The organism is Rickettsia sp. MEAM1 (Bemisia tabaci), assembly GCF_002285905.1.
GTDB lineage: Bacteria > Pseudomonadota > Alphaproteobacteria > Rickettsiales > Rickettsiaceae > Rickettsia.
Window position 1 is genome coordinate 40,806 of the sequence record NZ_CP016305.1, and the last position, 22,904, is coordinate 63,709.

Consider the following 22,904-nt stretch of genomic DNA (forward strand, 5'->3'; position numbering starts at 1 on the left):
ATTATATTTTTTTTGCTGCTCTTAGCTTTGCTGATCTTGCCCTTACATTTAGAGATATCTCTTTATCTGATGGTATTTCCGCTTTATTAGTAATAATCTTAAGCCATTTATCTGGGTTCAATATAATATCTTCTTTAGCGTATTTTGACCTTGCTACTGGCTTTTCTGAATTTTCTTTGAAAAAATTCTTAACTATTCTGTCTTCTAACGAATGAAACGAAACAATAACTAAACGACCATCTTTTTTTAGTATGTTTTTTACATTCGCTAAGAACTGCTCAAGCTCTCCAAGTTCGTTATTTATATAAATCCTGATGGCTTGAAAAGTCTTAGTTGCAGGGTCAATTTTACCTTTTCTAAAACCTATGCAGCTACGCACTATATCAGCTAATTTTCCAGTACTATCAATCCTTGCGGCTTTTCTTACTTCTACAATTTTCTTAGCAATTCTTCGGGAAAAAGTCTCATCGCCATATTTATAAATTACATCCGCAAGATCTTTTTCTTCTGCGGTATTTATAAACTCTTCGGCACTAAGCCCCTGCCCGCTCATACGCATATCTAAAGGTCCATCATGTAAAAACGAAAATCCACGATCTGGTATATCAAGTTGCATAGAAGAAACACCTAAATCAAGCACTATGCCGTCAAATTTTTTTGATTCGAGCTTTGCAAAACAATTACCAAAATTTGTTTCTACAAAATCAAATCTATCTTTATAATTATGTTTTATCTCTTCTGCTTTCTTAATGACATTTGGATCACGATCCAAAGCTGTGACATAACAATCACAATTTTCTAATAACGCTTTACTATAACCACCTGCTCCAAACGTGCAATCTAAGTAGGATTCACCAGTTTTTTGTGCTAAAAACTTCAGCATCTCGTTTAACATTACGGGTATATGAGGCTGTTGCATCAATTCGTATTCCTTAAAGTTAAACGTTTCTCGTGAGCAAGTTTTTGAGCAGAAGCTAAATAATCTTTGAAATTCTGCGGTTGCCAAATCTCAAAAATCACTCCTTTACCTACAAAACATACTTGATCTTCAATACCCGCATGCTGCATTAAAGATGCAGGCAATATTACTCTGCCCTCCCCATCAAATGAAAGCTGTACAGCTTCGCCAAATATTATAGTCTCAAAAGCATCACGCTCTTCAGAATACGGATCAAGCGACTCAATCATCTGTCTTAGTTTCTCAATATGGGATATACCGCAAGCTTCTATACAATTATTTCTAATAGACGGATAAGCAATTATCCCATTAAATACTTCTTTCCCTAATACCGCTCGATAATTCGCCGGTACTGATACCCTACCCTTTTTATCAATATTAATATTGATAAATTTCGATAAAAATATATTCATTGGTATTATTTGGGTTATCTTGGGATTTAATGGTAAATTACAGGATATTATAGGAATTAACCTAAGTCAAGGGATTTTAGTGTATAGAATTTAAACTAAACAACCCTCAGCTATAAGCTGAGGGGTTATAAAGTGGAATCGATTAGAAATCGATCATCATTCACAGGTTCACCTTCCTGTTCATCAATATAGTGCTGTATCATTTCATCAGTTATATTACCTGAACTGACTGCCATATAGCCCCTAGCCCACAAATGATTGCCCCAAAATTGTTTTCGTAAATGAGTAAATTCTTGCAATAAAATTCTTGAGCTAATGCCTTTTAAATACTGTACTAACTTGCTAAGAGATATTTGCGGCTTATATGAGATAAACATATGTACGTGATCACATGATATTTTCCCTGAAATTATATGTACTTCATGTTCCATACAAATCTGCCTCAGTAAATCTCTAGTCCTTTCCGATACTTTGCCTATCAATATTCTCTTCCTATATTTTGGTATCCATATAAGATGCACTTTTAAATCATACTGACTATGACTATTCTTTCTATAACTTCTCATATTTCTTGATATAAATTCATTGCTAAAGCAATTTCATTATATCTTCCCTTCGCCTAAAGGCGAGGGATTTTTGATCCCCGAAGGGGGACATTAATTGACTTGAAATATAAAATGAAGTAGATAAAATTAGTTTAAAAAATTAAGGATTTTTAAATTAAAAGTTGATGATATTATTAATGAAAAAACAAGTTCTTTGGAACTATCTAAAACAGATAAAGAGAATGAAAAACGTAAACCTGGATATTGGGAAAGGAAAGTAGTTATAAAAGAAGATTTTGATCAATTACCTGACGATTTTATGGAGTTTTTCAAATAATTATGATTAAATATTTACTAGATACCCATATTTTATTACGATGGCTAAATAACAATAAGGTTTTACCAATTAGTATAATAGAAATTATAGCTAATCCCAATAACATAATTTTTGTAAGTAGTGTAAACACATCGGAAATTACTATTAAAAAATCTTTAGGAAAACTAGAAGTTCCAGATGATTTAGAAGAAGCTATTGAAGCTAATAAATTCCAAAAATTACCTATTACTATTGAACATAGCACTTACATCACAAATTTACTTTCTTATCATAGAGATCCATTTGATAGGCTATTAATTGCACAAGCAATAGTAGAAAAACTAACCTTATTAACTCTTGATACTCAAATGCTTAAATATTCTACACATATAGAAAAACTAAACTGGTTTTTTCTAAACTTAACTTTATTCTTCGCTTAGCATCAATAAAATCAGGTGTTTCTTTAAGTGTTGTACGTGCCATAGTACCGGTAATTGCAACTAATGCTCCGAACAAGAAAGCATAACGCCAATTTAAATTTCCGGAAGTTACAATAGTAGCAACACCAAGTGCGACTAATACCCCTAAAGTACCAAAGAGGGTAATTAACGCTACAGCAGGATACTGCACTGGAGGCTTTACCATCTCTGTAATATAAAGTTCAGCCCCCCCTGTAACTTCGGTAGCAGAAGATATACCTTGCAACCCTCTAAGAAGAGTAATAAGCACTGTTGCAGTAAAACCTATTTCCTCATAAGAAGGTAGAACAACTATACCTATACAAGTACCTACCATCATTATGGTTGTAATTATAATTGTTGGTTTACGTCCAATATTATATCCAATCCAGCCAAATAATAAAGCTCCAAATGGTCTAAATACAAATGTTGAACAATAAGCAAAAGCAGATAATACTTTTACTGAATAAAGATTATCTGGAGAGAAAAATATTGTATTAAGTAGCACAGCCATATGAACATATAGCATCAAATTAACATATTCTAAGAAAGTTCCTATAGATAGTAAACTTATTGCTTGTTTTTGATTTTTGGTTAAACTTCTTTGCTCTTTTTGATATCCTAACATAACTTCCTTATAAAAAATAAACTGCAAAAAGAGTTATATTTTTTTATATGGAAGTCAATAAAAAAGTAAAAAATTAGCAAGAAATATTTACAAAACTTAAAGCTTCTTTAACTAATGGAATAGTTATTTTTCTCTTAGAAGTTAACGCAAAGTTATTGATATACTCTAATATTTCTAAAATTTTGTTATATTCTCTAGGCAAATTCACTAATAAAAAATCTATTACTATTTGTGATATTGTTACAGAAGATGTAGCAAAATGTTTAAATATTAAAATTTTAATTAATTCATCGTCAGGAGGACAAAGCAGAACATTTAATATAGAATTAATACGTGATGATAGATCAGGTAAGGTAAAATTTTTACCTTTATTATTAGATGTAAGTAAAAGATATTTTTGCTTTTCATTAATAAGATTAAATAGATGAAGCAATGCTGTTTCCTGCCAATTTTCTATATCCTCAATAATGAAAGCATTATGATTTGCTAAAATCTTATCATCAAAAAAAATATCTTTAATTACATAAGCATTACTTAAATTTTGCCATATTTTGGTTAGATAGGTTTTGCCTGAAGAGGCAGGACCCTTTATTAGTAAAGTAAACTTATAAGGATTAACGCCAAAGCTATTCTGCCAATTTTGTAAAGCATTATAAGCTAAGGCATTAAATTCAGAAACAATAAATTCCTCAGGATGATATTTTGAAGAATTATTAAAAGGAAATATATATTGCATTTATTGAATATGTCATCCCGTAGCTTGTCCACGGGATCCAGAAAAATAATTTAAAAATGTAGGTTATCAATATTTTTTACTGGATACCATGACGATGTCGATGTTGTTGCATAGCTCCAAAAAAGCACTTGGTATCATCCCGTGGCTTGTCCACGGTATGACACCTCGGATGTTTTTCGATCCACACGGGCAATGCCACGAGCAAAGCGAGTGCGGCAATCTCATTTTATTATCCTGAGATTGCTTTGTCAAAACTTACAGTTTTTCCTCGCAATGACGATTACTAGATCCTGTGGACAAGCCACGGGATGACAGCTAAATATACTTACTATTCTCTTCTTTAACTAGCTCTATCAACTGCTCGATTGATAATACTTCCTGCTCGGTAGTTCCAAGTCTTCGAATAGTTATTTGTTTATTCTCTTTTTCTTGTTTTCCAATTACCGCAATCATTGGTACTTTCTGGTTAGAAAATTCACAAATTTTATAGTTAATTTTATCGGGTGATATATTAATATCAACTCGCACGCCACTCTCAATTAAAGCTTTTTGTACTTCTAAAGCATAATCGTTTAAATCACTTGTAATAGTAGCTATTGCAACCTGTACAGGAGCAAGCCATAAAGGAAAACGCCCAGCATATTCTTCAATTAATATCCCAATAAAACGTTCAAGCGAGCCAAGTATTGCTCTATGTAACATCACAGGTCTTTTTTTCTCACCACTTGCTGCAACATAGCTAGCATCTAAACGCTCAGGCAAAACAAAATCTATTTGCAGAGTTCCACATTGCCATTGACGCCCTATTGCATCGGTTAACACAAATTCAAGCTTAGGACCATAAAAAGCACCCTCGCCCAGGTTTAGTGTATAGCTATAACTGGCTTTCTCTACTGCCTCTTTTAGAGCATTCTCAGCCTTATCCCAAGTCTCATCGCTACCAGCTCTAACCTCCGGTCGATCAGAGAATTTTACTTTTATATCAGTAAAACCGAAATCCTTATAAATCTCTGTCAGTAACTTACAAAAGCTAACTGTTTCCTCAGTAATTTGTTCCTCGCTGCAAAATATATGTGCATCATCCTGCACTAAACTTCGCACTCTCATTAACCCGTGTAAAGCACCTGACGCCTCATTACGATGGCATAAGCCAAACTCAGACATACGAAGCGGCAAATCTCGATAGCTCTTAATACCCTGCTTAAAAATCTGTACGTGACAAGGGCAGTTCATCGGCTTTAAAGCAAGCGTCTTGTCGTCTGTTTCTAAAGCAAACATATCATCACGGAATTTTTCCCAATGCCCCGAAAGCTCCCAAAGACTCTTATCAACTAAAACAGGGGTCTTAACCTCAATATAACCGTTCTTACGAATCTTTCTTCTAATATATTGCTCAATAGTATTATATACACTCCAACCCTTATCATGCCAAAATACCATTCCTTGAGCTTCTTCCTGAAAATGGAATAGATCAAGTTCTTTTCCTAATTTTCTATGGTCACGCTTTTCAGCTTCTTCAAGCATGAATAAATAACTATCTAGCTGCTCTTTAGTAGCCCAAGCCGTACCATATATACGCTGCAACATCTCATTTCGGCTATCACCACGCCAATAAGCTCCCGCAACTTTCATCAGTTTGAAATGTTTAACAAAGCTGGTAGATGGAGCGTGTGGACCTCGGCATAAATCAATAAAGTTACCTTGCCTGTACAAACTAATAGGCTCATTTGACGGGATGGAAGCAATAATTTCAGCTTTATAATGCTCACCTATCGATTTAAAGAACTCTACAGCCTTTTCCCTATCCCACAATTCTCTTATTACTTTCTCATTCTGTTTAGCAAGCTCATGCATCTTAGCTTCTATAACCGCTAAATCATCAGTAGTAAAAGGTTTATCCCTAACAAAATCATAGTAATAACCATTTTCAATAGCAGGACCGATTGTTACTTGCGTTTCAGGAAATAATTCTTTTACTGCTTCCGCTGTTAAATGTGCAGCATCATGCCTTATAACTTCAAGACATTCAGGATCTTTAACAGTCAAAATACGCAATTTACAATCACTATCAATTTGAGTACTTAAATCTTTAAGCTCACCATTAATCTCAGCAATCATTGCTGCTTTAGCAAGCGATGTTGAAATAACTACCGCTATCTCAAATGCGGTAATATTCTTTTCAAACTGTTTTACACTCCCATCAGGGAAAGAAATATTTATCATTTTTTATTCTAACTTATTTTTCTTTTAAACGATCAGCTATTAATTTATATGATTCATAAGCTTTAGCTGGTTTTTTTTCTAGCAATTCAAATCCTAGTCTTTCATTACTATTAATGTGCCATAATTTACAAGTATCAGGGCTAATTTCATCAGTTAACATTACCAAAGATTCTTCACCAGTAAATACCCGTCCAAATTCAAGGCTGCATTCAACAAGCCTAATACCGATGCCGATAAATAAACCGCTTAGGAAGTCATATATACGCAAAGCTTGCTTATTAACTGTATTAATTTCATCTTTAGTTAACCAACCAAAATTTAATATTTGATGTTCATTAACTATCGGATATTTAAACTCACGACTTTTTACTTTAAAGTCAATTATTGGCTTATCAAATACAAAGCCTTCATCCATGCCAAATTCTTTTACAAACCTACCGCACGCAACAGAAGATACAACTACTTGCAGAGGAAACATCTCAACATATTGAATTAATTGCTCTCTCATATTTAGCTTTTCAATAAAATGATTTTCAATGCCAATCATTTCAAGCTTATTCATTACAAAAGAAGAGATATTATTATTAAGCACTCCTTTGCCTGATACATCAATAATTTCACCATTTTCTAAAGTAGCTCTATCAGAAAAAGCCATTACAAGCAAAAACTCTTCTTCAGAAGTATATAGGGTTTTGCTTGAACCTTCATATAGTTTTTTTTTCATATATTATTTTTAAAAATTTATTTAGCGTCATTGCGAGGAAAAACTACAAGTTTTGTACGTGTGCAATATAGTTAAAAAATGCTATAAACCAGCACCTCTAACTGGATCCCGTGAATAAATCACGGGATGACAGGGTGGGAATGATCCACGCAGGCAATGCCCCTTTGTACAATAATATATAAAAGAAGTCTAAGACTTTTTTAGCAACTCAATTGTTTTCGAAAAGTCCAAAATATACTCTTCTTGCTTTTCTAAATCTTTGATTTTGAGTTTGTTATTTGCTTGTTCTTCGTCACCGATAAAGACAATAAATTTGGCATTATCATTCAAGGCTCTTTGCATTCTTTTTACCATTTTACCGCTTATTTCTATCAACGCAGGTATGTTATGTAAGCGTAATTGATCGGCTATTTTTAAAGAATGCGGAATATTATTCTCGCCTATTGGCAATATAAATATCGGAGTTACTGAATCTATATTATATTCTCGCATCAAGGCTATTCGCTCAATTCCTGCTGCAAAACCTATCGCTGGCACTTCATCGTTATTGCCCATAATGCGACTAAGCCTATCATAACGCCCGCCAGCAAGAATAGTGGATTGACTTCCTAGCTTTGTAGTCGTAAATTCAAAAGCAGTATGGCAGTAATAATCAAGTCCTCTAACCAGACGTACATTTATGGTGTATTTCACGCCTAAAATATCAAGATATTTCAATAACTCTTCGAAATATTCTTTTGACTCATCAGTATAATACTCTGATAAAATAGGGGCATTTGCTACTATTTTTTGATCAACTTCACTTTTAGAATCAAGAATCCGCATCGGGTTTTTAGTTAGCCTTATTTTGCTATCTTCTGATAATTCATCCTTAAAGTCATTTAGATATTCTACTAATTTTTGCTGATAAGTAGCACGTGACTGACTGCAACCAAGAGAGTTTAGCTCTAAAGTAGTATCGGTTAAAACCTCTAAACTTTCAAGTATATCTACTGCTAGTTTTAAGGTTTCAGCATCGGAAATAGCTCCTTTAGCCCCTAAATATTCATAATTTAGCTGGTGGAATTGTCTTTGACGCCCTGCTTGCGGTCTATCATAACGAAAAACAGGACCAGTAGAAAATAATTTGAGAGGTAGTTTATGCTGCAAGCCGTTTGAGATAAAAGCTCTTACAATCCCTGCTGTAAATTCAGGACGCAGAGCTACCGATTCGTCACTTTTATCTAAAAAGCTGTAGATTTCTTTACTAATTACGTCAGAGCTTTCACCCATTGAGCGATTAAAGACTTTGGTATATTCGAGTATTGGCGTACTCATTTGCTTATAGCCATATAATTCCCCAACCTCTTTTGCTTTTTTGATTATATAGTCATGAACTTTATAATCATCCGGCAAAAGATCTTTCATTCCTCGAAGTGTTTGGAGTTTATCAGTCATTATACTAGTTTTGTTTTTTTGGTTTTGATGTCATTGCGAGGAAAAACTAAACAACCCTCAGCTATAAGCTGAGGGGTTATAAAGTGGAATCGATTAGAAATCGATCATCATTCACAGGTTCACCTTCCTGTTCATCAATATAGTGCTGTATCATTTCATCAGTTATATTACCTGAACTGACTGCCATATAGCCCCTAGCCCACAAATGATTGCCCCAAAATTGTTTTCGTAAATGAGTAAATTCTTGCAATAAAATTCTTGAGCTAATGCCTTTTAAATACTGTACTAACTTGCTAAGAGATATTTGCGGCTTATATGAGATAAACATATGTACGTGATCACATGATATTTTCCCTGAAATTATATGTACTTCATGTTCCATACAAATCTGCCTCAGTAAATCTCTAGTCCTTTCCGATACTTTGCCTATCAATATTCTCTTCCTATATTTTGGTATCCATATAAGATGCACTTTTAAATCATACTGACTATGACTATTCTTTCTATAACTTCTCATATTTCTTGATATAAATTCATTGCTAAAGCAATTTCATTATATCTTCCCTTCGCCTAAAGGCGAGGGATTTTTGATCCCCGAAGGGGGACATTAAAAATTTTGACGAAGCAATCTCAGGAATTTTCGTATTATTTCATGAGATTGCCACGTCGGTTATTAAAATAACCTCCTCGCAATGACGGACATTAACTATATTTCTTTTTTCATAAAAAATGATCTTACAATATATAAAACAAATATCGTAACAAACCAAATTAATAAAGCACGTCCTGCAGTATGTAAATTAAATTCACCATCAAATACTTGAATAAATAACAAATATACACATGCACATATAATAAAAGGAGCAATAATATATACCAAAGGACATTTAAAAGCTCTTTGAGCATTCGGTAGTCTTGTTCTAAACAACAACACTATTGTTGCAACAGTTATGTAGTCAATAATTGCTCCCATCGAAGTTAATTGGGTCAATAATTCCGTTGAACAAAATCCTCCAAGAATAGCAGCTAAAGATGCAAATATTATAATTGTAATGTATGGGCTATCGTACTTAGGATGTAATTTTGCAAAGCTTTTTGGTAGTAACCCATCACGTGCGATAGCGTAAAAAATACGTGAAGTACCATAAATATTCATCATTAACACCGTCATCATACCGCAAACTGCACCGGTTGCAACGATAGCTAAGCCGATTTTACTGTTGTTGATAGTTAAAGCATAAGCAAGCGGTTGATCGTTATTTAACTGATCAAAAGGTGCAATACCCGTAACAAGACCTGCCATTGCTACATATACTATAGTAGTTAAAACGAGCGAGCCGATAATACCGATCATTATATCACGCTTTGGGTTTTTACACTCTTCGGCAGCAGTTGCAATTGTTCCAAATCCTGTAAAGGCTAAGAATAGAATAGATGCACCAACTAAGACGTTACTAAAACCAAACGGCATAAAATTGCTCCAATTAGTTGCATCAAAATGTGGAGCAGCAGCAATTATAAAGACGAATATCGCCGCCATTTTAATAAATACTAAAATAGCATTTAATTTTTTACTGTCTTTAGTACCTAAAAATAAAATAAACCCAATAAATACCGAAATTAAGAATGCAGGTAAATTTACTATACCGCCATTTGTCGGCACTGTGGTTAAAGCTTTCGGCAACTCAATTCCACCAGCTGCGAGTATCCCTTGTACGTAACCAGACCAACCGGCAGCAACTATTCCTGAAGCAACTCCTAACTCTAATATTATAACGCTACCAATCATCCAAGCAAATACCTCACCGAATGCAACATAGGAATAAGTATAAATACTACCGGATGTCGGAAGCATTGCCGCAAGCTCAGTGTAAACAAAGGCTACAAAAATACAGGTAATACCCGCAATCGCATAAGATATCATAACAGCAGGACCTGCATATTTAGCGGCTATTATGCCGGTAACAACGAACACGCCAGTACCAATCATAGCACCAAGTCCAAGTAATATTAAATCAAATGCTCCAAGAGTCTTACTAAGACCGCTCGAGCTACCTATTTCCTTTACTGATTCAAAACTTTTCTTTCTTAAAAAACTCATTAGTTTCTCCTGTTTTTAGTGAGCTTATTTTTTTATGAATTATGTGTCATACTTAATGTCACCCCGTGGCGGCATTGTTGCGAGGATCGAACAACACCCTCGGTGTCATACCGTGGCTTGACCACGGTATCCAAAAAAACAACTAAAAATATCAATATTATTGATATTTTTTACTGGATCCTGTGGACAAGCCACGGGATGACAATTTATATCCCTAGTAATCCAGCCGCCGCCAAGTACTCTTGTGCCGTCATAAATAACGCATGCTTGTCCAGGGGCAACAGCCTTTTCTTCAGACAAAAACTTTACTTTCATTCTGTCACCCTCAAGCTTACTTATTTCAGCTAAACGAGGGGGTCTTGTTGAGCGGACTTTAACGCTTACTTCCAGCTTCTCGCCATCTTTTAGGCTACCGGCTAGCCAATTCACGTCTTTAATTACGAATTCCTGCACGTTTAACGCAGATTCTGGACCTACATATACTATATTACTATTAGGATCAATCTTTATCACATATAAAGGCTCGTGGTAAGATATCCCAAGACCACGACGTTGTCCTATAGTATAGTTAATTATGCCGCTATGAGTTCCTAACTCAAAACCATTTATATGCAGAATCTTACCGCTTTCGCTTGCGTTAGGACGTATCTTATTTATTACGTTCTTATAATTCCCATCAGGTACAAAGCAAATATCTTGACTATCAGGCTTATCTGCCACCTCAAGCCCAAATTTACTAGCAAGTTTTCTTGTTTCGTCTTTAGTAAGGTCTCCAAGCGGGAAATCTAAATATTCAAGCTGCTCTTTGGTAGTTGCAAATAAAAAATAACTTTGATCTTTTAAAGGGTCAAGTCCCATATGAAGTTCTGGACCATTATCACCATTTATTTTTCGTACGTAATGACCTGTAACAAGTTTATCAGCTCCAAGTTCTTTAGCAGTTTTGATTAAGTCCCTGAATTTTACTGATTTATTACATTGTGCGCATGGCAGAGGCGTCTCACCTCGCAGATAGCTATCAACAAAATTATCTATTACCGATTCTTTAAATTTACTTTCATAATCAAGCACATAATGAGGCATACCAAGCTTATTTGCGACCATTTTAGCATCATAAATATCCTGACCTGCACAACAAGCATTTTTTTTGCCCACAGCCATACCATGATCGTATAATTGCAGGGTAATACCTATTACATTATAGCCTTGTTCGCACAATATCCCAGCAACCACTGAACTATCAACGCCGCCAGACATCGCAACGACTAAAGTAGACTGTCTATCGTTTAAGTTAATCATAAGAACTTCTAAACAAACAGCAAATTATACTAGATTTACGATAAATTACAACCAATTATTTATGAAAAATTTAAATTTTAATGTTATTTCTTCTATAGTAAATAAATAGTTGATATTATGACTATAATATATTACCATGGTTACATTTAATATGATTATATATCTATATGAAAAATAATAATGTCCAAATATCTGCTAGTGAGTTTAAAAAACACTTTTTAAACTTAGTTGACCAAGTAAAAAATAAACATGACTCTTTCATTATAACAAAAAGAAAATTACCAATAGCTAAGGTAGTGCCTTTACAAGACAGTAATAAAGATAATAAAAAAAGTTATTTTGGTTTTTTAAAAGGAACAGTTAAAATAAATGATGATATAGTAAATTGTTCTTTTGAATCTGATTGGGAAGTAAATAATGACTAGCATAAATAACTTTGAAAGCCTAATTTTAGATACTCATATTTTAATTTGGTATGTGGAAGGAATAAAGTTATCTGAATCTCAAATAAAGTTAATAGATAAAGCAAGAGAAGAAAATATCCTGTATATCTCTGCTATATCTATTTGGGAAATAACAATGCTTGAAAATAAAGGTAAGATTGCACTTTCAGTTAGCCTAGATGAGTGGATAAATAAATTATTATCTATGCCAGGTTTGCATTTAATTGATCTCTCAGTCTCGATTTTAATGCAAAGTTGCCTTTTGCCTCATTATGACCATAAAGATCCAGCTGATAGATTTATTATATCGTCTAGCAGAACTAGTAATTCACATTTACTAACATTCGATCAAAAAATTATAGAATATGCTAATTTAGGTTACCTGAAAATAATACGAGATTAAATTTATAATCAAATTAAAAGCTAATAATATGTCGTTGCAATATAAAAAACCTCTTAAAACTTTATGCAAAATAGTTACTGCATTAATATTTATTTATTTGGTGCTGGTTATTTTAGAATATGCCCGCCAAGGTTTTATAAATGATTTATCGATGCAGAAAGTAGATTTATCAGTTCAAAACTCAATTAAAGAACCTATTTATCTAGTTTCTTATGCTGATGGTGCAGAACATATTTATCGTAATCAGAATGCGACAAGTCATTATGCGATCAATAAAGGTATAGATTTTATACTTAATTATAAGAAAAAACATATTGATCAAACATTTATTGAAAAACATCAAGAAATTTTTAATGAAAAAGCAGGAGCGGGTCTATGGTTATGGAAGCCCTATATTATACTTGAAACAATGAAAAATGCTCCGGAGGGAGCTATTATAGTATATTTAGATTCAGCTTTTATTATCAAACAACATATTAGCAATCTGACTAATCTGTTAGGCAATAATGATGTATTACTGGTACATGATCGTGATCGTAAAAACGGCAGTTTTGTAAAAGGCGAAAGCTTTGCCTTGATGAATTGCCTTAATGAAGAATGTAGAAATGATGATCATATTTGGAGTGCTGTTATTGTAGTACGGAATACTAAACTTGCCCGCTCTTTTATTGAAAAATGGCTAAAAAGTTGTGAGGATATTAGAATCCTTTCAGGTAAAGATTATAATATTCATCCTAATTATGACGAATATAAATGGCATCACTCAGACCAGTCAGTGCTTAGCCTTATATATCACCAAAACCCACAATCGGTTAAAGTAATAGAATATGAAGAGACCATGCCCTTTTTAAGTTGGTTTCATCGTAAGAATTCAAATAGTTCGCCGTTAAAAGCTTGGTATAGCATATATGGTATAGATCCAGTAATTAACTTTAATACTAATGGTAAAGCATTGCCATCTACAGCTCTTATAAATACTTTGCCAATAGTTAAATTACGTAAATGGATTATTGAATATAATCTTTAAACTTTGATGTCATTTCTGAATAAGCATTGCCTGCATGGATCATTTTCCTCTGTCACCCCGTGGCTTGTACCTACGGGGTCCAGCTAAAAAATACTAATATTATTAGTATTTATTGTTTTTCTGGATTCCCGCCTCCGCGGGAATGACATCAGAATCATACTTTCTCATAAGCTTTAATTCTTTATTTAGATCAATATTTTTATACTTATCTAATATATTTCGGGCTTTTTCTATATTTGAATGAAAAGTTGATACTATTAATTCTGAATCATTATATTTTATTGTTACCTCATCACCTGTTTTGAGTTTTAACTTTTTCCTAACTTTTATAGGAATTGCAAGTCTAACATTATTATCAATATAACTTTTCTGTACTATCATAAAAATAATTGTTTTCTTAGATTTTACTGTTTTTAATAGAATTAATCAATTAATTAAAATCTTATGTTTTGATAATTCCTTATTTTTTCACATCTCGTACTTTGAAAAAACTATAAGATAAGGTAAGTACTTTTACATCTCTCATTTCAGGATCGTTTTCGAAATCCTTATCTATATAAAACATGACTGGCATTAAAACTTTCTCACTGGCTTTTAATAATTGTTCTTCGAAACAAAAACAATGAATCTTTACAAAATACTTACCTGCTTTATTAGGAGTAACGTTATAAATTGAAGTTCCTATAATATCGTTATTACTTAAATTTTCCGTTTCATAAAAAACTAGAGTATTTTGTCCTGGAACAATCTGAACTCGCTGCTGCCTTGGAATAAAACGCCAAGGTAAATTTTTATCGACATTAGCATCAAACTCAATAATTATAGGTCTAGTTCCTTTGACTTTAGAATATATATTTGTCGTTTCTCTGCTAATCGTGCCACCATATCCCGTAACTTTACAAAATAAGTTATAAAGCGGTACGGCAGCAAAGCTAAGTAGCACCATGCTAACTATTAGTCCTAGCAAGGAAAACGCTAAACTTTTATTAGATTTTTTAGACATTATTTGATTTTATTTAAAAATACTCTAGAAATAGTTTATTTTAGAACATATATATGATATTATAAAGAAAATTAATTGGTAAGGTTAGTAATGACTAGTAATATTAATGCATTAGCAATCTCTAGTGAATCAGGCTTTTATAGCTACTTACAGAAAATTAACAAAATTCCTTCACTAACGCAAGAAGAAGAGTTTTTGCTGGCTAAATCTTACTTAGAACAGAATGATCTGCAAGCGGCACATAAGCTAGTAACTAGCCATCTTAAGTTAGTTGCAAAAATTGCAACTGGTTATAGAACTTATGGTCTTCCTGTTACCGAATTAGTATCGGAAGGTAATATAGGTTTAATGCAAGCAGTGAAAAAATTCAATCCTGAGCTTGGTTTTCGCTTGTCAACTTATGCTATGTGGTGGATTAAAGCTGCTATTCAAGAATATATATTAAAATCTTGGTCATTAGTAAAGATGGGTACGACTGCTGCACAGAAAAAATTATTTTTCAGCCTTAGTAAAATTAAAAATAAAATCACTAATTTATATTCAAGAGCTATTACAAGCGATGATTTTGTCCAAATCGCTGATGAATTAGGCGTTTCAGTTAGTGAAGTTTCTGATATGAATATCAGGCTTTCCAGTTCTGATTTATCGTTAAATAATACTATAAATAATGATGATGCAAGTTCAGGTGAGTTGATAGAATTACTGCCTGAAACACGCCCAAGCCCTGAAGCTATAGCCATTAGTAAAGAAGATATGACTCATAAGAGAGCTTTATTATCTAGTGCTATGAAAGTTTTAAACGCCAGAGAATTACGTATTTTAACGGAGCGTAAATTGCAAGATACCCCTAAAACCCTCGATGTTTTAAGTAGTGAATATAATATTTCTAAAGAACGTATTAGACAAATAGAAAACACCGCTTTTGAGAAGATAAAGAAATTTATTTTGAGTAGTGATGCTATTAAAGCTAATTAGATTTTTACTAGGAAAACATAATGGAAGTATTTAATACAAGTGAAGCAAAAAATAAACTTTATGAGCTTATGAATTATGTTTCCGAAGTACATAAACCTATTTATATTAAAGGTAAGAAAAGCAAGGTAGTATTAATTTCAGAAGAAGATTATCGTAATATGGAAGAAACTTTATATTTACTATCTATTCCAAATATGCATAAGTCTATAATTGAAGGACGAAAAGAACCAATAGAAAAGTGTAGCCATAAACTAGATTGGTAATTTTTTATAAATGTATATAATTCGTTACACTAAACAAGCACAAAAAGATGCTAAAAAAATAGCACGAGCTGGTTTAAATATGTTCGTCATTGCGAGGAAATTACGAAGTAATTGTACGTACGCAATCCAGTTAAAAAATGCTAATTTTTAGCATTTTTTTATTAGTATTTTTCTATCTCTACACTCCTTTTTGCTTACAATGACATTATTATGAAATAACCAGTAGTATACATTATTACTAACAAAAGAAATGGTACTCTGTATGTTGGAGTAACTTCTAATCTTACTAAACGTATATATGAGCATAAAAATGAACTTTTAAAAGGATTCTCTAAAAAGTATGATTGTAAAATGCTGGTGTTTTATGAGTTACATGACACTATGATATCAGCAATCACAAGAGAAAAGCAAATATACTACTAATAAATGAAGAGTTGGATAGACGAAGTTTAATTTGGAAAAGAGCAAGGAGTCCATAAGACGAGGAGCGGAGCGTATACTTAATACGTGAGCGCCACAGTACTTATAGGACGACATAGCCAATTTTTCAAATTAAACAAGTATAAAGGCAGTTCAAGAAAAAGAAAGTTGGAATTTATTGAAGAAATAAATCAAGAATGGATAGATTTATATGAAGAGATTATTTATACTTCCTTGCTTCGTCAATTACTGACATAATTTCCTCGCAATGACGGTGTAAGTATTATGAACAAAATCTCAGCTTTTATCATTACTAAAAATGAAGCTGCAAGGATAGAACGGGCTATAAATAGCGTAAAAAATATTGCTGATGAGGTGATAGTTGTAGATAGCGAAAGTACCGATGAGACTGTAGCAATCGCTGAAAGCTTAGGAGCTAAGGTAATAGTCAAGCCATGGCTTGGTTATGTAGGGCAGAAATCTTTTGCTGAAGATCTATGTAAAAATGATTGGATTCTTAATATTGATGCTGATGAAGAACTTTCTAAAGAGCTGCAAGACGAAATAGAATATATTTTTGCCTCTCAAAATCAAGATCGTTATTTGGCTTATCAAATAAAGCTTTTAATAATGCATCGTAATGATATACGCCCTAGAATTTTTGCTCCTTATAATAAATGCACTAGATTGTATAATAAAAAATTTGCTAGTTTTGCAAATACTATAAATAGCACCACTCATGATTCGGTAGTATTTAATAAGGATGTTGATTTTGCAAATAAAATCTATACATTAAATGAAGCTGCTTATCACTATTCAGGTACTTCGATTGAACAGCTAGTAGCTAAAGCAAATTTTTATTCCAGTGAGCAAGCAAAAGATTTAATTAAGCAGGGTAAAAAACCATCGAATATTCGAATAGCAACCGAAATGATATGGTGGTTTTTCAAAGCATTTTTTATTAGAAGATATTTTGTATTCGGCTTTAATGGTTTTGTAGATTCAATGATTTTTGCTTTTGCAAGATTTTTGCGGCTTGCGAAATTAAGGGAGTCATCACTTCTATGTCATCCTGCGACTCGATCGCGGGATCTCAAGAAACAGTTTGTTATACAAGATCCCGTGGCGGGGCCACAGGATGACAATATTGTATGACAATTTAGAAAAGTAATAAATAACTTATGAAAGAAAATTTTAACGTTAGTAAATTAAAGAATGGTTTAACGATTTTAACATATAATATGCCTTATGTTAATTCGGTAGCAATAAATTTGATAGCCAAAGTTGGTAGCCGTTATGAAAATCCTGAAGAAGAAGGGATATCTCATTTTCTTGAACATATGGCCTTTAAAGGCACTAAAACCAGAACAGCAAAACAAATAGCTGAAGAATTTGATTCCATAGGCGGGCATTTTAATGCTTATACTGGTCATGAAAAGACAGTATATTATTCAAGAGTATTATCTGAAAATTGTAATAAAGCACTAGCAATAATTGCTGATATAGTACAAAATTCTGCTTTTGCTGAAGAAGAAATAGCAAAGGAGTATCAGGTAATTTTGCAAGAAATAGCACATGCTCAAGATAATCCTGATGATTTAGTATATGAAAAATTTTATAATAGTGTTTTTAAAGATCAGCCACTTGGTAAACCGATACTTGGAACAAGTAAAACGCTTGAGACTTTTAATAGAGATCATTTCTTAAACTTTACAGGTAAGCACTATAATGCTGAGAATTTTTATTTATCGATTGCAGGTAATGTTGACCATGAAGAAATAGTAAAAGAAGCAGAGCGTTTATTTTCTTCTTTAACACGAGGAGAGAAAAGTAATTTTTCACCTGCAAAATATATAGGCGGTCATAGCTTTATAAATAAAGATTTAGAGCAAACTACTTTAATATTAGGTTTTGAAGGAACATCTTACATTAATTTAGAAAGGCTTTATCAAACTCAGCTACTTGCTATAATATTTGGCGGTGGGATGTCTTCAAGATTATTCCAGCATATTCGTGAAAAATTAGGGCTTGCATATGCAGTAGGTAGTTATAATAGCCCATATTTTGATAGCGGAGTATTTACTATTTATGCAAGTACGGCACATGATAAATTAGAGCTATTAGCCGCAGAGCTGAAGAACGAAATAAAGAGAATGGCAAAGCAAGTAAAACAAGAAGAGATCGAAAGAGCTAGAACACAAATCCGCAGTAATTTACAAATGGCTCAAGAAAAAGTAGCTTATAAATCGGAAGAAATAGGCAAAAATTATGCTGTTTTCGGTAAATATATCTCACCTGAAGAGATTATGGAAATTATCATGAATATAAAAGCCGAGAATATAATACAAACAGCAGCTAGAATATTTAGTACTAACGCTACATCTGCTGTTATTGGTCCTAATAGCTTAAGCGGGTTTTAGTAATTTTGTTACGTAAATACCAAATACGCCATTGCGAGTGGGCATTGCCTGCGTAGATCGGAAAACGCCCTAAGGTAGTCATCTAGTTGCTTATACCTGCGGCATCCAGAAAATAATAAAAAATACTAATTTTATTAGTATTTTTTAGCTGGCTCTAGTTCATAAATCACGGGATAACAGGGGAAAATGATCCAAGCAACAATGCTTTACGAGTGAGCGTGGCAATCTTAGGAGTATCATACTGTTTCATAAGATTGCCATGCTCATTTTATTCGCCGAGTTCATGACGATTTAGTACGCTTAATACCAAAAAAAATTAGACCTCTTGCATAACCTCCTTCTAAAGGTAATTTGTACGTCGATCCGGTACTCGGATCCTCACGTACTTCTTTGTACGCTGCGGTACGAGGTGAAGTGTCTCCTTCAAATTCCTCTTTATAAGATAGGTTATGCAAGAGGTCTATTCATTACCCATAAATCTAGGTTATTAAGCCTTTCACTTGTGAATTCCATAATTTTTGATAAAGCTTACTATTTTTTAACAGCTCTGAGTGGCTACCGTCTTCAGTGATACTACCTTTATCAAAAACTAAAATTCTATCCATATTAAGCAAAGTCGATAATCTATGAGCAATAACTATCACAGTTTTATTTTGCATTAAATATTCCATTGATTCTTGAATTAAGCTTTCTGTTTCGCTATCTAGACTACTTGTTGCTTCATCAAGAATTAGGATAGGTGCGTTTTTTAAGATAGCCCTTGCTATAATAACTCTCTGACGCTGACCACCTGAGAGGTTATTACCACGCTCGCCACACATAGTATCGTACCCTTCTGGTAACTTACTAATCACCTCATGTATATGAGCGGCTTTTGCTGCTTCAACTACCTCCTCAAATGATGCTTCTTTACGACCATATCTAATATTTTCTAAAATAGTACGATGGAAAAGTATCGGTTCTTGTGGGATAAGGCTAATAGCTTTTCTTAAAGAATCTTGCGTTACATTTTTGATATTTTGACCATCAATTAAAATCATACCATCTTCGATGTCGTGTAATCTGGTAATTAAGCTAATGAAAGTTGTTTTACCTGATCCAGAAAAACCAACTAATCCTACTTTCTGCTTACTAGGAATTAATACTGATTTATTACGGAATAAATTACTATTGTGATGATAATTAAAGGTAACATTTCTAAATTCAATAATGCCGTCTTTTATATCTAAAGGAGAGGCGTTTTCTATATCGGTTATAATATGTGGCCCCATTAGCGATAGACCTTGGTTAAACGCCCCCACCTGTTCAAACATATCACCAATTTCTTGCGTTAAGTCCCAAATATTATCCGACACATTTATGCATAATGTTAATACCAGCACACAATCACCTATGGTTATAGCGAGTTCACTACGAAGTGTTGAGAGGTAGTAAATCATGACAAAAATCATTATCGAGCAAGAAGTACCAAGAGCATAACGAAGTTTGAACATAAAAAACTGCATGGTTTGTTCATCAGCTACGGCATTTTCTACCCTTGTTTCCAAATGTTGACGCTCAAATTTATGAGAAGTGAACATTCTAACCGCATTAATATTACTAATTGCATCAACAATACTACCAGCGACAAGCGATTGGCTTCGTGCATAATTTAGCGAATATCTATTAATGTTACCTGAAAATAAAACGCTAAGCCCTAAGAAAACTGTAATCCAGATAATAAATATGGTGGCAAAAATATAATGTACCGAATATAGAGCCACTAATGCAAAAGCAATAATTGCAAGCTTACGGAGAATTTTCTCGCCAAATATCGAAATTATCATTTCAAATGATCTAGCAGTCTCAGTAATTCTATTGCTAATATGCCCTGCTAAATTGTCTTGAAAGAATTTATGGCTGTGATACTGGGTATAATTATAAAGCTCATTTAATATCTTTCCTTTAATAACCAGCATAGTTTTTAAATATAAATAATCGTATGAGCGGTAAGCGATATTAATTCCCTCCCACCAAAGAGCATAAAATACTGCCCAATAAATCATTGAAGATAAAAGATTATGTGCATTATCGTCACTGAATGACTCAATTAAATCGATAATCTTTTGCAGTAATATACTATCAACTGCCGGAATCATACCAAATATAATACAACTAGCAGTTAATAAAAGAATTTTAACTTTATCGAATTTTAAAAAATAAATACCTAAACTAAGCGTCGATTTGGATAAAGTAGGATATTTTACCACTATAATGTTACCTCATATTTTAAAAAAGCAGTGTATTTAACTTAATTTTTTTGTAAAAATATACCTAAAACTATTAAATATATTGAAAACTCTTGCTTCTTGCTTTAAATAGTGTTACAAAAATCAGAAAATAAACTCAAAATCATTAGAAATGCAAGAAAAAGAATTATCTAATAATTTTTTAGAAGAACAAGAAGACATGAAAGATGATAATTCTCCATTCTTCGATGTAAAATATATTTGCCAAGCAAGTCTATTAATTACTGATTCTATCCGTAAAGGATATGATGTTACGCAATTGCCAAACGGTGATGTTAATGTTACAGAAGTAAGAATAGTAAATGTTCATTATAATTGGAACTCCGAAAAAGGAAAATTTATTAAAACTAATCAGATAGAATTTGATAATAGCAACGGCGGCTAATTAAATCAAATACAGAAATTTATTATTTATGGTTTTGTAATATATGGAATTTGATCAAGTATTATTATCAAGAATTCAGTTTGCTTTTACCATAAGCTTTCATATCATATTTCCCGCATTTACTATAGGTCTTGCAAGCTTTTTGGCAGTTATTGAAGGCTTATGGTTAAAAACAGGAAAAACTGTTTATCAGGAAATATATAAATTTTGGGTAAAGATTTTTGCAGTTACTTTCGGTATAGGCGTAGTTTCTGGCGTCGTAATGTCGTATCAATTTGGTACTAATTGGTCAAATTTTTCTGATAAGGTGGGCAACGTACTTGGTCCATTACTCGGCTTTGAAGTTTTCACTGCTTTCTTTTTAGAATCCTCCTTTCTCGGCATCATGTTATTTGGCTTTAATAAAGTCAGCAAAAAAGTACATTTTATTTCTACTTTTATAGTTGCTATCGGTACTGTTATCTCAGCTTTTTGGATACTTTCAGCTATTAGCTGGATGCACACCCCTACCAGCTTTGAAATTAGGGATGATGGGCTTTTTTATCCTTTAAATTGGCTTGAGATTATCTTCAATCCTTCTTTCCCATATCGTTTTCTTCACATGCTTACGGCAGCTTATCTAACCACTTCGTTTGTTATTGGCGGTGTAGGAAGTTTTTATTTACTAAATAACCTCTATAAAGAACATGCTAAAATTATGCTTTTTATGGCAGTATTAATGGCACTATTTGTTGCTCCTGTTCAAGTATTTATTGGTGATCAGCATGGCTTAAATACTCTTAAATATCAGCCTGTTAAAGTTTCGGCTATGGAAGGAATTTGGGACACAGAAAAAGGGGCAGCTTTAAATATTATTGGCTTTCCTGATAAAGAAGAGGAAAAAACAAAATATGCTGTGCAAATACCATATGCTAGTAGCTTAATCTTAACTCATAGCTTAGATGGTGAAATAAAAGGACTAAAAGAATGGTCAAGAGACGAACGTCCACCGGTTGCTACAGTATTTTATAGCTTTCGTGTCATGGTCGGGATTGGTTTTTTAATGGTATTTACTGGCATCGCCGGATTATATCTTTATTTAAAGAAAAGATTATATAATGCTAAATGGTTTCAATATTGGTATATGTTAATGTCACCATCAGGCTTTATTGCAGTTTTAGCCGGCTGGTTTGTCACTGAAGTAGGCAGACAGCCTTATATTGTCTATAATATTTTAAGAACTGCCGATATGGCATCACCGGTGCTAGGCAAATATGTATTTATTTCTTTGATGGCTTTTATAGTAGTATATATGATTGTTTTCGGGGCAGGAATGTATTACATATTACGCCTAATCAAACAAGGAATAAAAGCCATAGATAATTCAGAAACATATGGAAAACTTGGGTTAAATAATCCTTTCTAAATTTCTACTTTTAGCCTTTCCAGCATTTAAATTT

At 33.0% G+C, this 22,904-nt stretch carries 24 protein-coding genes and 2 pseudogenes; 11 read left to right on the forward strand and 15 right to left on the reverse strand.

All coding sequences use genetic code 11. From position 1 onward, the window contains the following. Position 1: 1 nt before the first annotated feature. The 3 genes from rsmH to tnpA (BA173_RS00200) form a co-directional block, all read right to left on the reverse strand. The gene (gene rsmH, locus BA173_RS00190) at positions 2-919 is read right to left on the reverse strand and encodes a 16S rRNA (cytosine(1402)-N(4))-methyltransferase RsmH (RefSeq protein WP_016947748.1); all 918 of its coding nucleotides are present in this window, start codon (positions 917-919) and stop codon (positions 2-4) included. Then, complete coding sequence (gene mraZ, locus BA173_RS00195) at positions 919-1,371, reverse strand: division/cell wall cluster transcriptional repressor MraZ (RefSeq protein WP_068041537.1); 453 nt, start codon at positions 1,369-1,371, stop codon at positions 919-921. Before mraZ ends, rsmH begins: the two co-directional genes overlap by 1 nt. Positions 1,372-1,496: 125 nt before the next feature. Next, positions 1,497-1,937: an IS200/IS605 family transposase gene (gene tnpA, locus BA173_RS00200; RefSeq protein ID WP_095568239.1), complete on the reverse strand. Its 441-nt coding sequence runs from the start codon at positions 1,935-1,937 to the stop codon at positions 1,497-1,499. A 318-nt stretch (positions 1,938-2,255) separates the two neighbouring features. Here tnpA (BA173_RS00200) and BA173_RS00205 point away from each other — a divergent pair, with 318 nt between their 5' ends. Next, on the forward strand, positions 2,256-2,672 hold the full coding sequence (locus tag BA173_RS00205; RefSeq protein ID WP_198387185.1) for a type II toxin-antitoxin system VapC family toxin: 417 nt from the start codon (positions 2,256-2,258) through the stop codon (positions 2,670-2,672). Here BA173_RS00205 and BA173_RS00210 read toward each other — a convergent pair. From BA173_RS00210 to mnmA, 8 genes and pseudogenes are all read right to left on the reverse strand, one after another. Continuing rightward, positions 2,614-3,318, reverse strand: a complete 705-nt coding sequence (locus BA173_RS00210; RefSeq protein ID WP_232505948.1) for an MFS transporter — start codon at positions 3,316-3,318, stop codon at positions 2,614-2,616. The genes BA173_RS00205 and BA173_RS00210 overlap by 59 nt on opposite strands. A 73-nt stretch (positions 3,319-3,391) precedes the next feature. Next, complete coding sequence (locus BA173_RS00215; RefSeq protein WP_016948255.1) at positions 3,392-4,054, reverse strand: HdaA/DnaA family protein; 663 nt, start codon at positions 4,052-4,054, stop codon at positions 3,392-3,394. A gap of 315 nt (positions 4,055-4,369) precedes the next feature. Continuing rightward, the gene (thrS, locus tag BA173_RS00220) at positions 4,370-6,277 is read right to left on the reverse strand and encodes a threonine--tRNA ligase (protein WP_016948254.1); all 1,908 of its coding nucleotides are present in this window, start codon (positions 6,275-6,277) and stop codon (positions 4,370-4,372) included. Positions 6,278-6,290: 13 nt separating this feature from the next. Then, positions 6,291-7,001, reverse strand: a complete 711-nt coding sequence (locus tag BA173_RS00225; protein WP_016948253.1) for a phosphoribosylaminoimidazolesuccinocarboxamide synthase — start codon at positions 6,999-7,001, stop codon at positions 6,291-6,293. 189 nt (positions 7,002-7,190) lie between these two features. Continuing rightward, entirely contained in the window at positions 7,191-8,438 is a 1,248-nt protein-coding gene (hisS, locus tag BA173_RS00230) for a histidine--tRNA ligase (protein WP_016948252.1), read from the reverse strand. Positions 8,439-8,514: 76 nt separating this feature from the next. Beyond that, positions 8,515-8,955: an IS200/IS605 family transposase gene (gene tnpA, locus BA173_RS00235; RefSeq protein ID WP_095568239.1), complete on the reverse strand. Its 441-nt coding sequence runs from the start codon at positions 8,953-8,955 to the stop codon at positions 8,515-8,517. Between the two features lie 189 nt (positions 8,956-9,144). Then, complete coding sequence (locus BA173_RS00240; protein ID WP_016948251.1) at positions 9,145-10,539, reverse strand: amino acid permease; 1,395 nt, start codon at positions 10,537-10,539, stop codon at positions 9,145-9,147. Between the two features lie 207 nt (positions 10,540-10,746). Further along, a pseudogene (mnmA, locus tag BA173_RS00245) lies at positions 10,747-11,838 on the reverse strand (tRNA 2-thiouridine(34) synthase MnmA); the annotation flags it as partial. A gap of 167 nt (positions 11,839-12,005) precedes the next feature. On the opposite strand from mnmA, the gene BA173_RS00250 reads away from it, so the two are divergent. Genes BA173_RS00250 through BA173_RS00260 form a run of 3 tightly spaced genes read left to right on the forward strand, consistent with a single transcriptional unit; the run spans position 12,006 to position 13,711 of the window. Beyond that, a complete protein-coding gene (locus BA173_RS00250) occupies positions 12,006-12,263 on the forward strand; it encodes a type II toxin-antitoxin system Phd/YefM family antitoxin (RefSeq protein ID WP_068041131.1) in 258 nt (85 codons plus the stop codon). Next, positions 12,256-12,684 (forward strand): type II toxin-antitoxin system VapC family toxin, encoded by a 429-nt coding sequence (locus BA173_RS00255; protein WP_068041138.1) that lies wholly within the window; start codon positions 12,256-12,258, stop codon positions 12,682-12,684. Before BA173_RS00250 ends, BA173_RS00255 begins: the two co-directional genes overlap by 8 nt. A gap of 28 nt (positions 12,685-12,712) precedes the next feature. Then, positions 12,713-13,711 carry a hypothetical protein gene (locus BA173_RS00260; RefSeq protein WP_016948248.1) on the forward strand — a complete coding sequence of 333 codons (999 nt, stop codon included), beginning with the start codon at positions 12,713-12,715 and terminating at the stop codon, positions 13,709-13,711. A gap of 102 nt (positions 13,712-13,813) precedes the next feature. On the opposite strand, the gene BA173_RS00265 is transcribed toward BA173_RS00260, so the two are convergent. After that, on the reverse strand, positions 13,814-14,092 hold the full coding sequence (locus BA173_RS00265; RefSeq protein ID WP_016948247.1) for an AbrB/MazE/SpoVT family DNA-binding domain-containing protein: 279 nt from the start codon (positions 14,090-14,092) through the stop codon (positions 13,814-13,816). Between the two features lie 79 nt (positions 14,093-14,171). After that, complete coding sequence (locus tag BA173_RS00270; RefSeq protein ID WP_016948246.1) at positions 14,172-14,714, reverse strand: cytochrome c oxidase assembly protein; 543 nt, start codon at positions 14,712-14,714, stop codon at positions 14,172-14,174. Positions 14,715-14,804: 90 nt separating this feature from the next. Here BA173_RS00270 and rpoH point away from each other — a divergent pair, with 90 nt between their 5' ends. From rpoH to BA173_RS00300, 5 genes are all read left to right on the forward strand, one after another. Beyond that, a complete protein-coding gene (gene rpoH, locus BA173_RS00275; RefSeq protein WP_068041140.1) occupies positions 14,805-15,689 on the forward strand; it encodes an RNA polymerase sigma factor RpoH in 885 nt (294 codons plus the stop codon). 20 nt (positions 15,690-15,709) lie between these two features. Then, complete coding sequence (locus tag BA173_RS00280; RefSeq protein WP_068041142.1) at positions 15,710-15,952, forward strand: type II toxin-antitoxin system Phd/YefM family antitoxin; 243 nt, start codon at positions 15,710-15,712, stop codon at positions 15,950-15,952. Between the two features lie 258 nt (positions 15,953-16,210). After that, positions 16,211-16,375 (forward strand): GIY-YIG nuclease family protein, encoded by a 165-nt coding sequence (locus BA173_RS00285; protein WP_232506002.1) that lies wholly within the window; start codon positions 16,211-16,213, stop codon positions 16,373-16,375. A 282-nt stretch (positions 16,376-16,657) separates the two neighbouring features. Continuing rightward, positions 16,658-17,527, forward strand: a complete 870-nt coding sequence (locus BA173_RS00295; RefSeq protein WP_016948245.1) for a glycosyltransferase family 2 protein — start codon at positions 16,658-16,660, stop codon at positions 17,525-17,527. Between the two features lie 26 nt (positions 17,528-17,553). After that, positions 17,554-18,792: a M16 family metallopeptidase gene (locus tag BA173_RS00300; protein ID WP_068041145.1), complete on the forward strand. Its 1,239-nt coding sequence runs from the start codon at positions 17,554-17,556 to the stop codon at positions 18,790-18,792. Between the two features lie 323 nt (positions 18,793-19,115). On the opposite strand, the pseudogene BA173_RS00305 reads toward BA173_RS00300, so the two are convergent. Further along, a pseudogene (locus BA173_RS00305) lies at positions 19,116-19,256 on the reverse strand (palindromic element RPE1 domain-containing protein); the annotation flags it as partial. 15 nt (positions 19,257-19,271) lie between these two features. After that, positions 19,272-21,041 (reverse strand): ABC transporter ATP-binding protein, encoded by a 1,770-nt coding sequence (locus BA173_RS00310; RefSeq protein WP_068041154.1) that lies wholly within the window; start codon positions 21,039-21,041, stop codon positions 19,272-19,274. Positions 21,042-21,192: 151 nt separating this feature from the next. On the opposite strand from BA173_RS00310, the gene BA173_RS00315 reads away from it, so the two are divergent. Next, entirely contained in the window at positions 21,193-21,465 is a 273-nt protein-coding gene (locus BA173_RS00315) for a DUF2671 domain-containing protein (RefSeq protein ID WP_016948242.1), read from the forward strand. A gap of 43 nt (positions 21,466-21,508) precedes the next feature. Then, on the forward strand, positions 21,509-22,870 hold the full coding sequence (locus tag BA173_RS00320) for a cytochrome ubiquinol oxidase subunit I (RefSeq protein ID WP_016948241.1): 1,362 nt from the start codon (positions 21,509-21,511) through the stop codon (positions 22,868-22,870). The last annotated feature ends 34 nt before the right edge of the window (positions 22,871-22,904 follow it).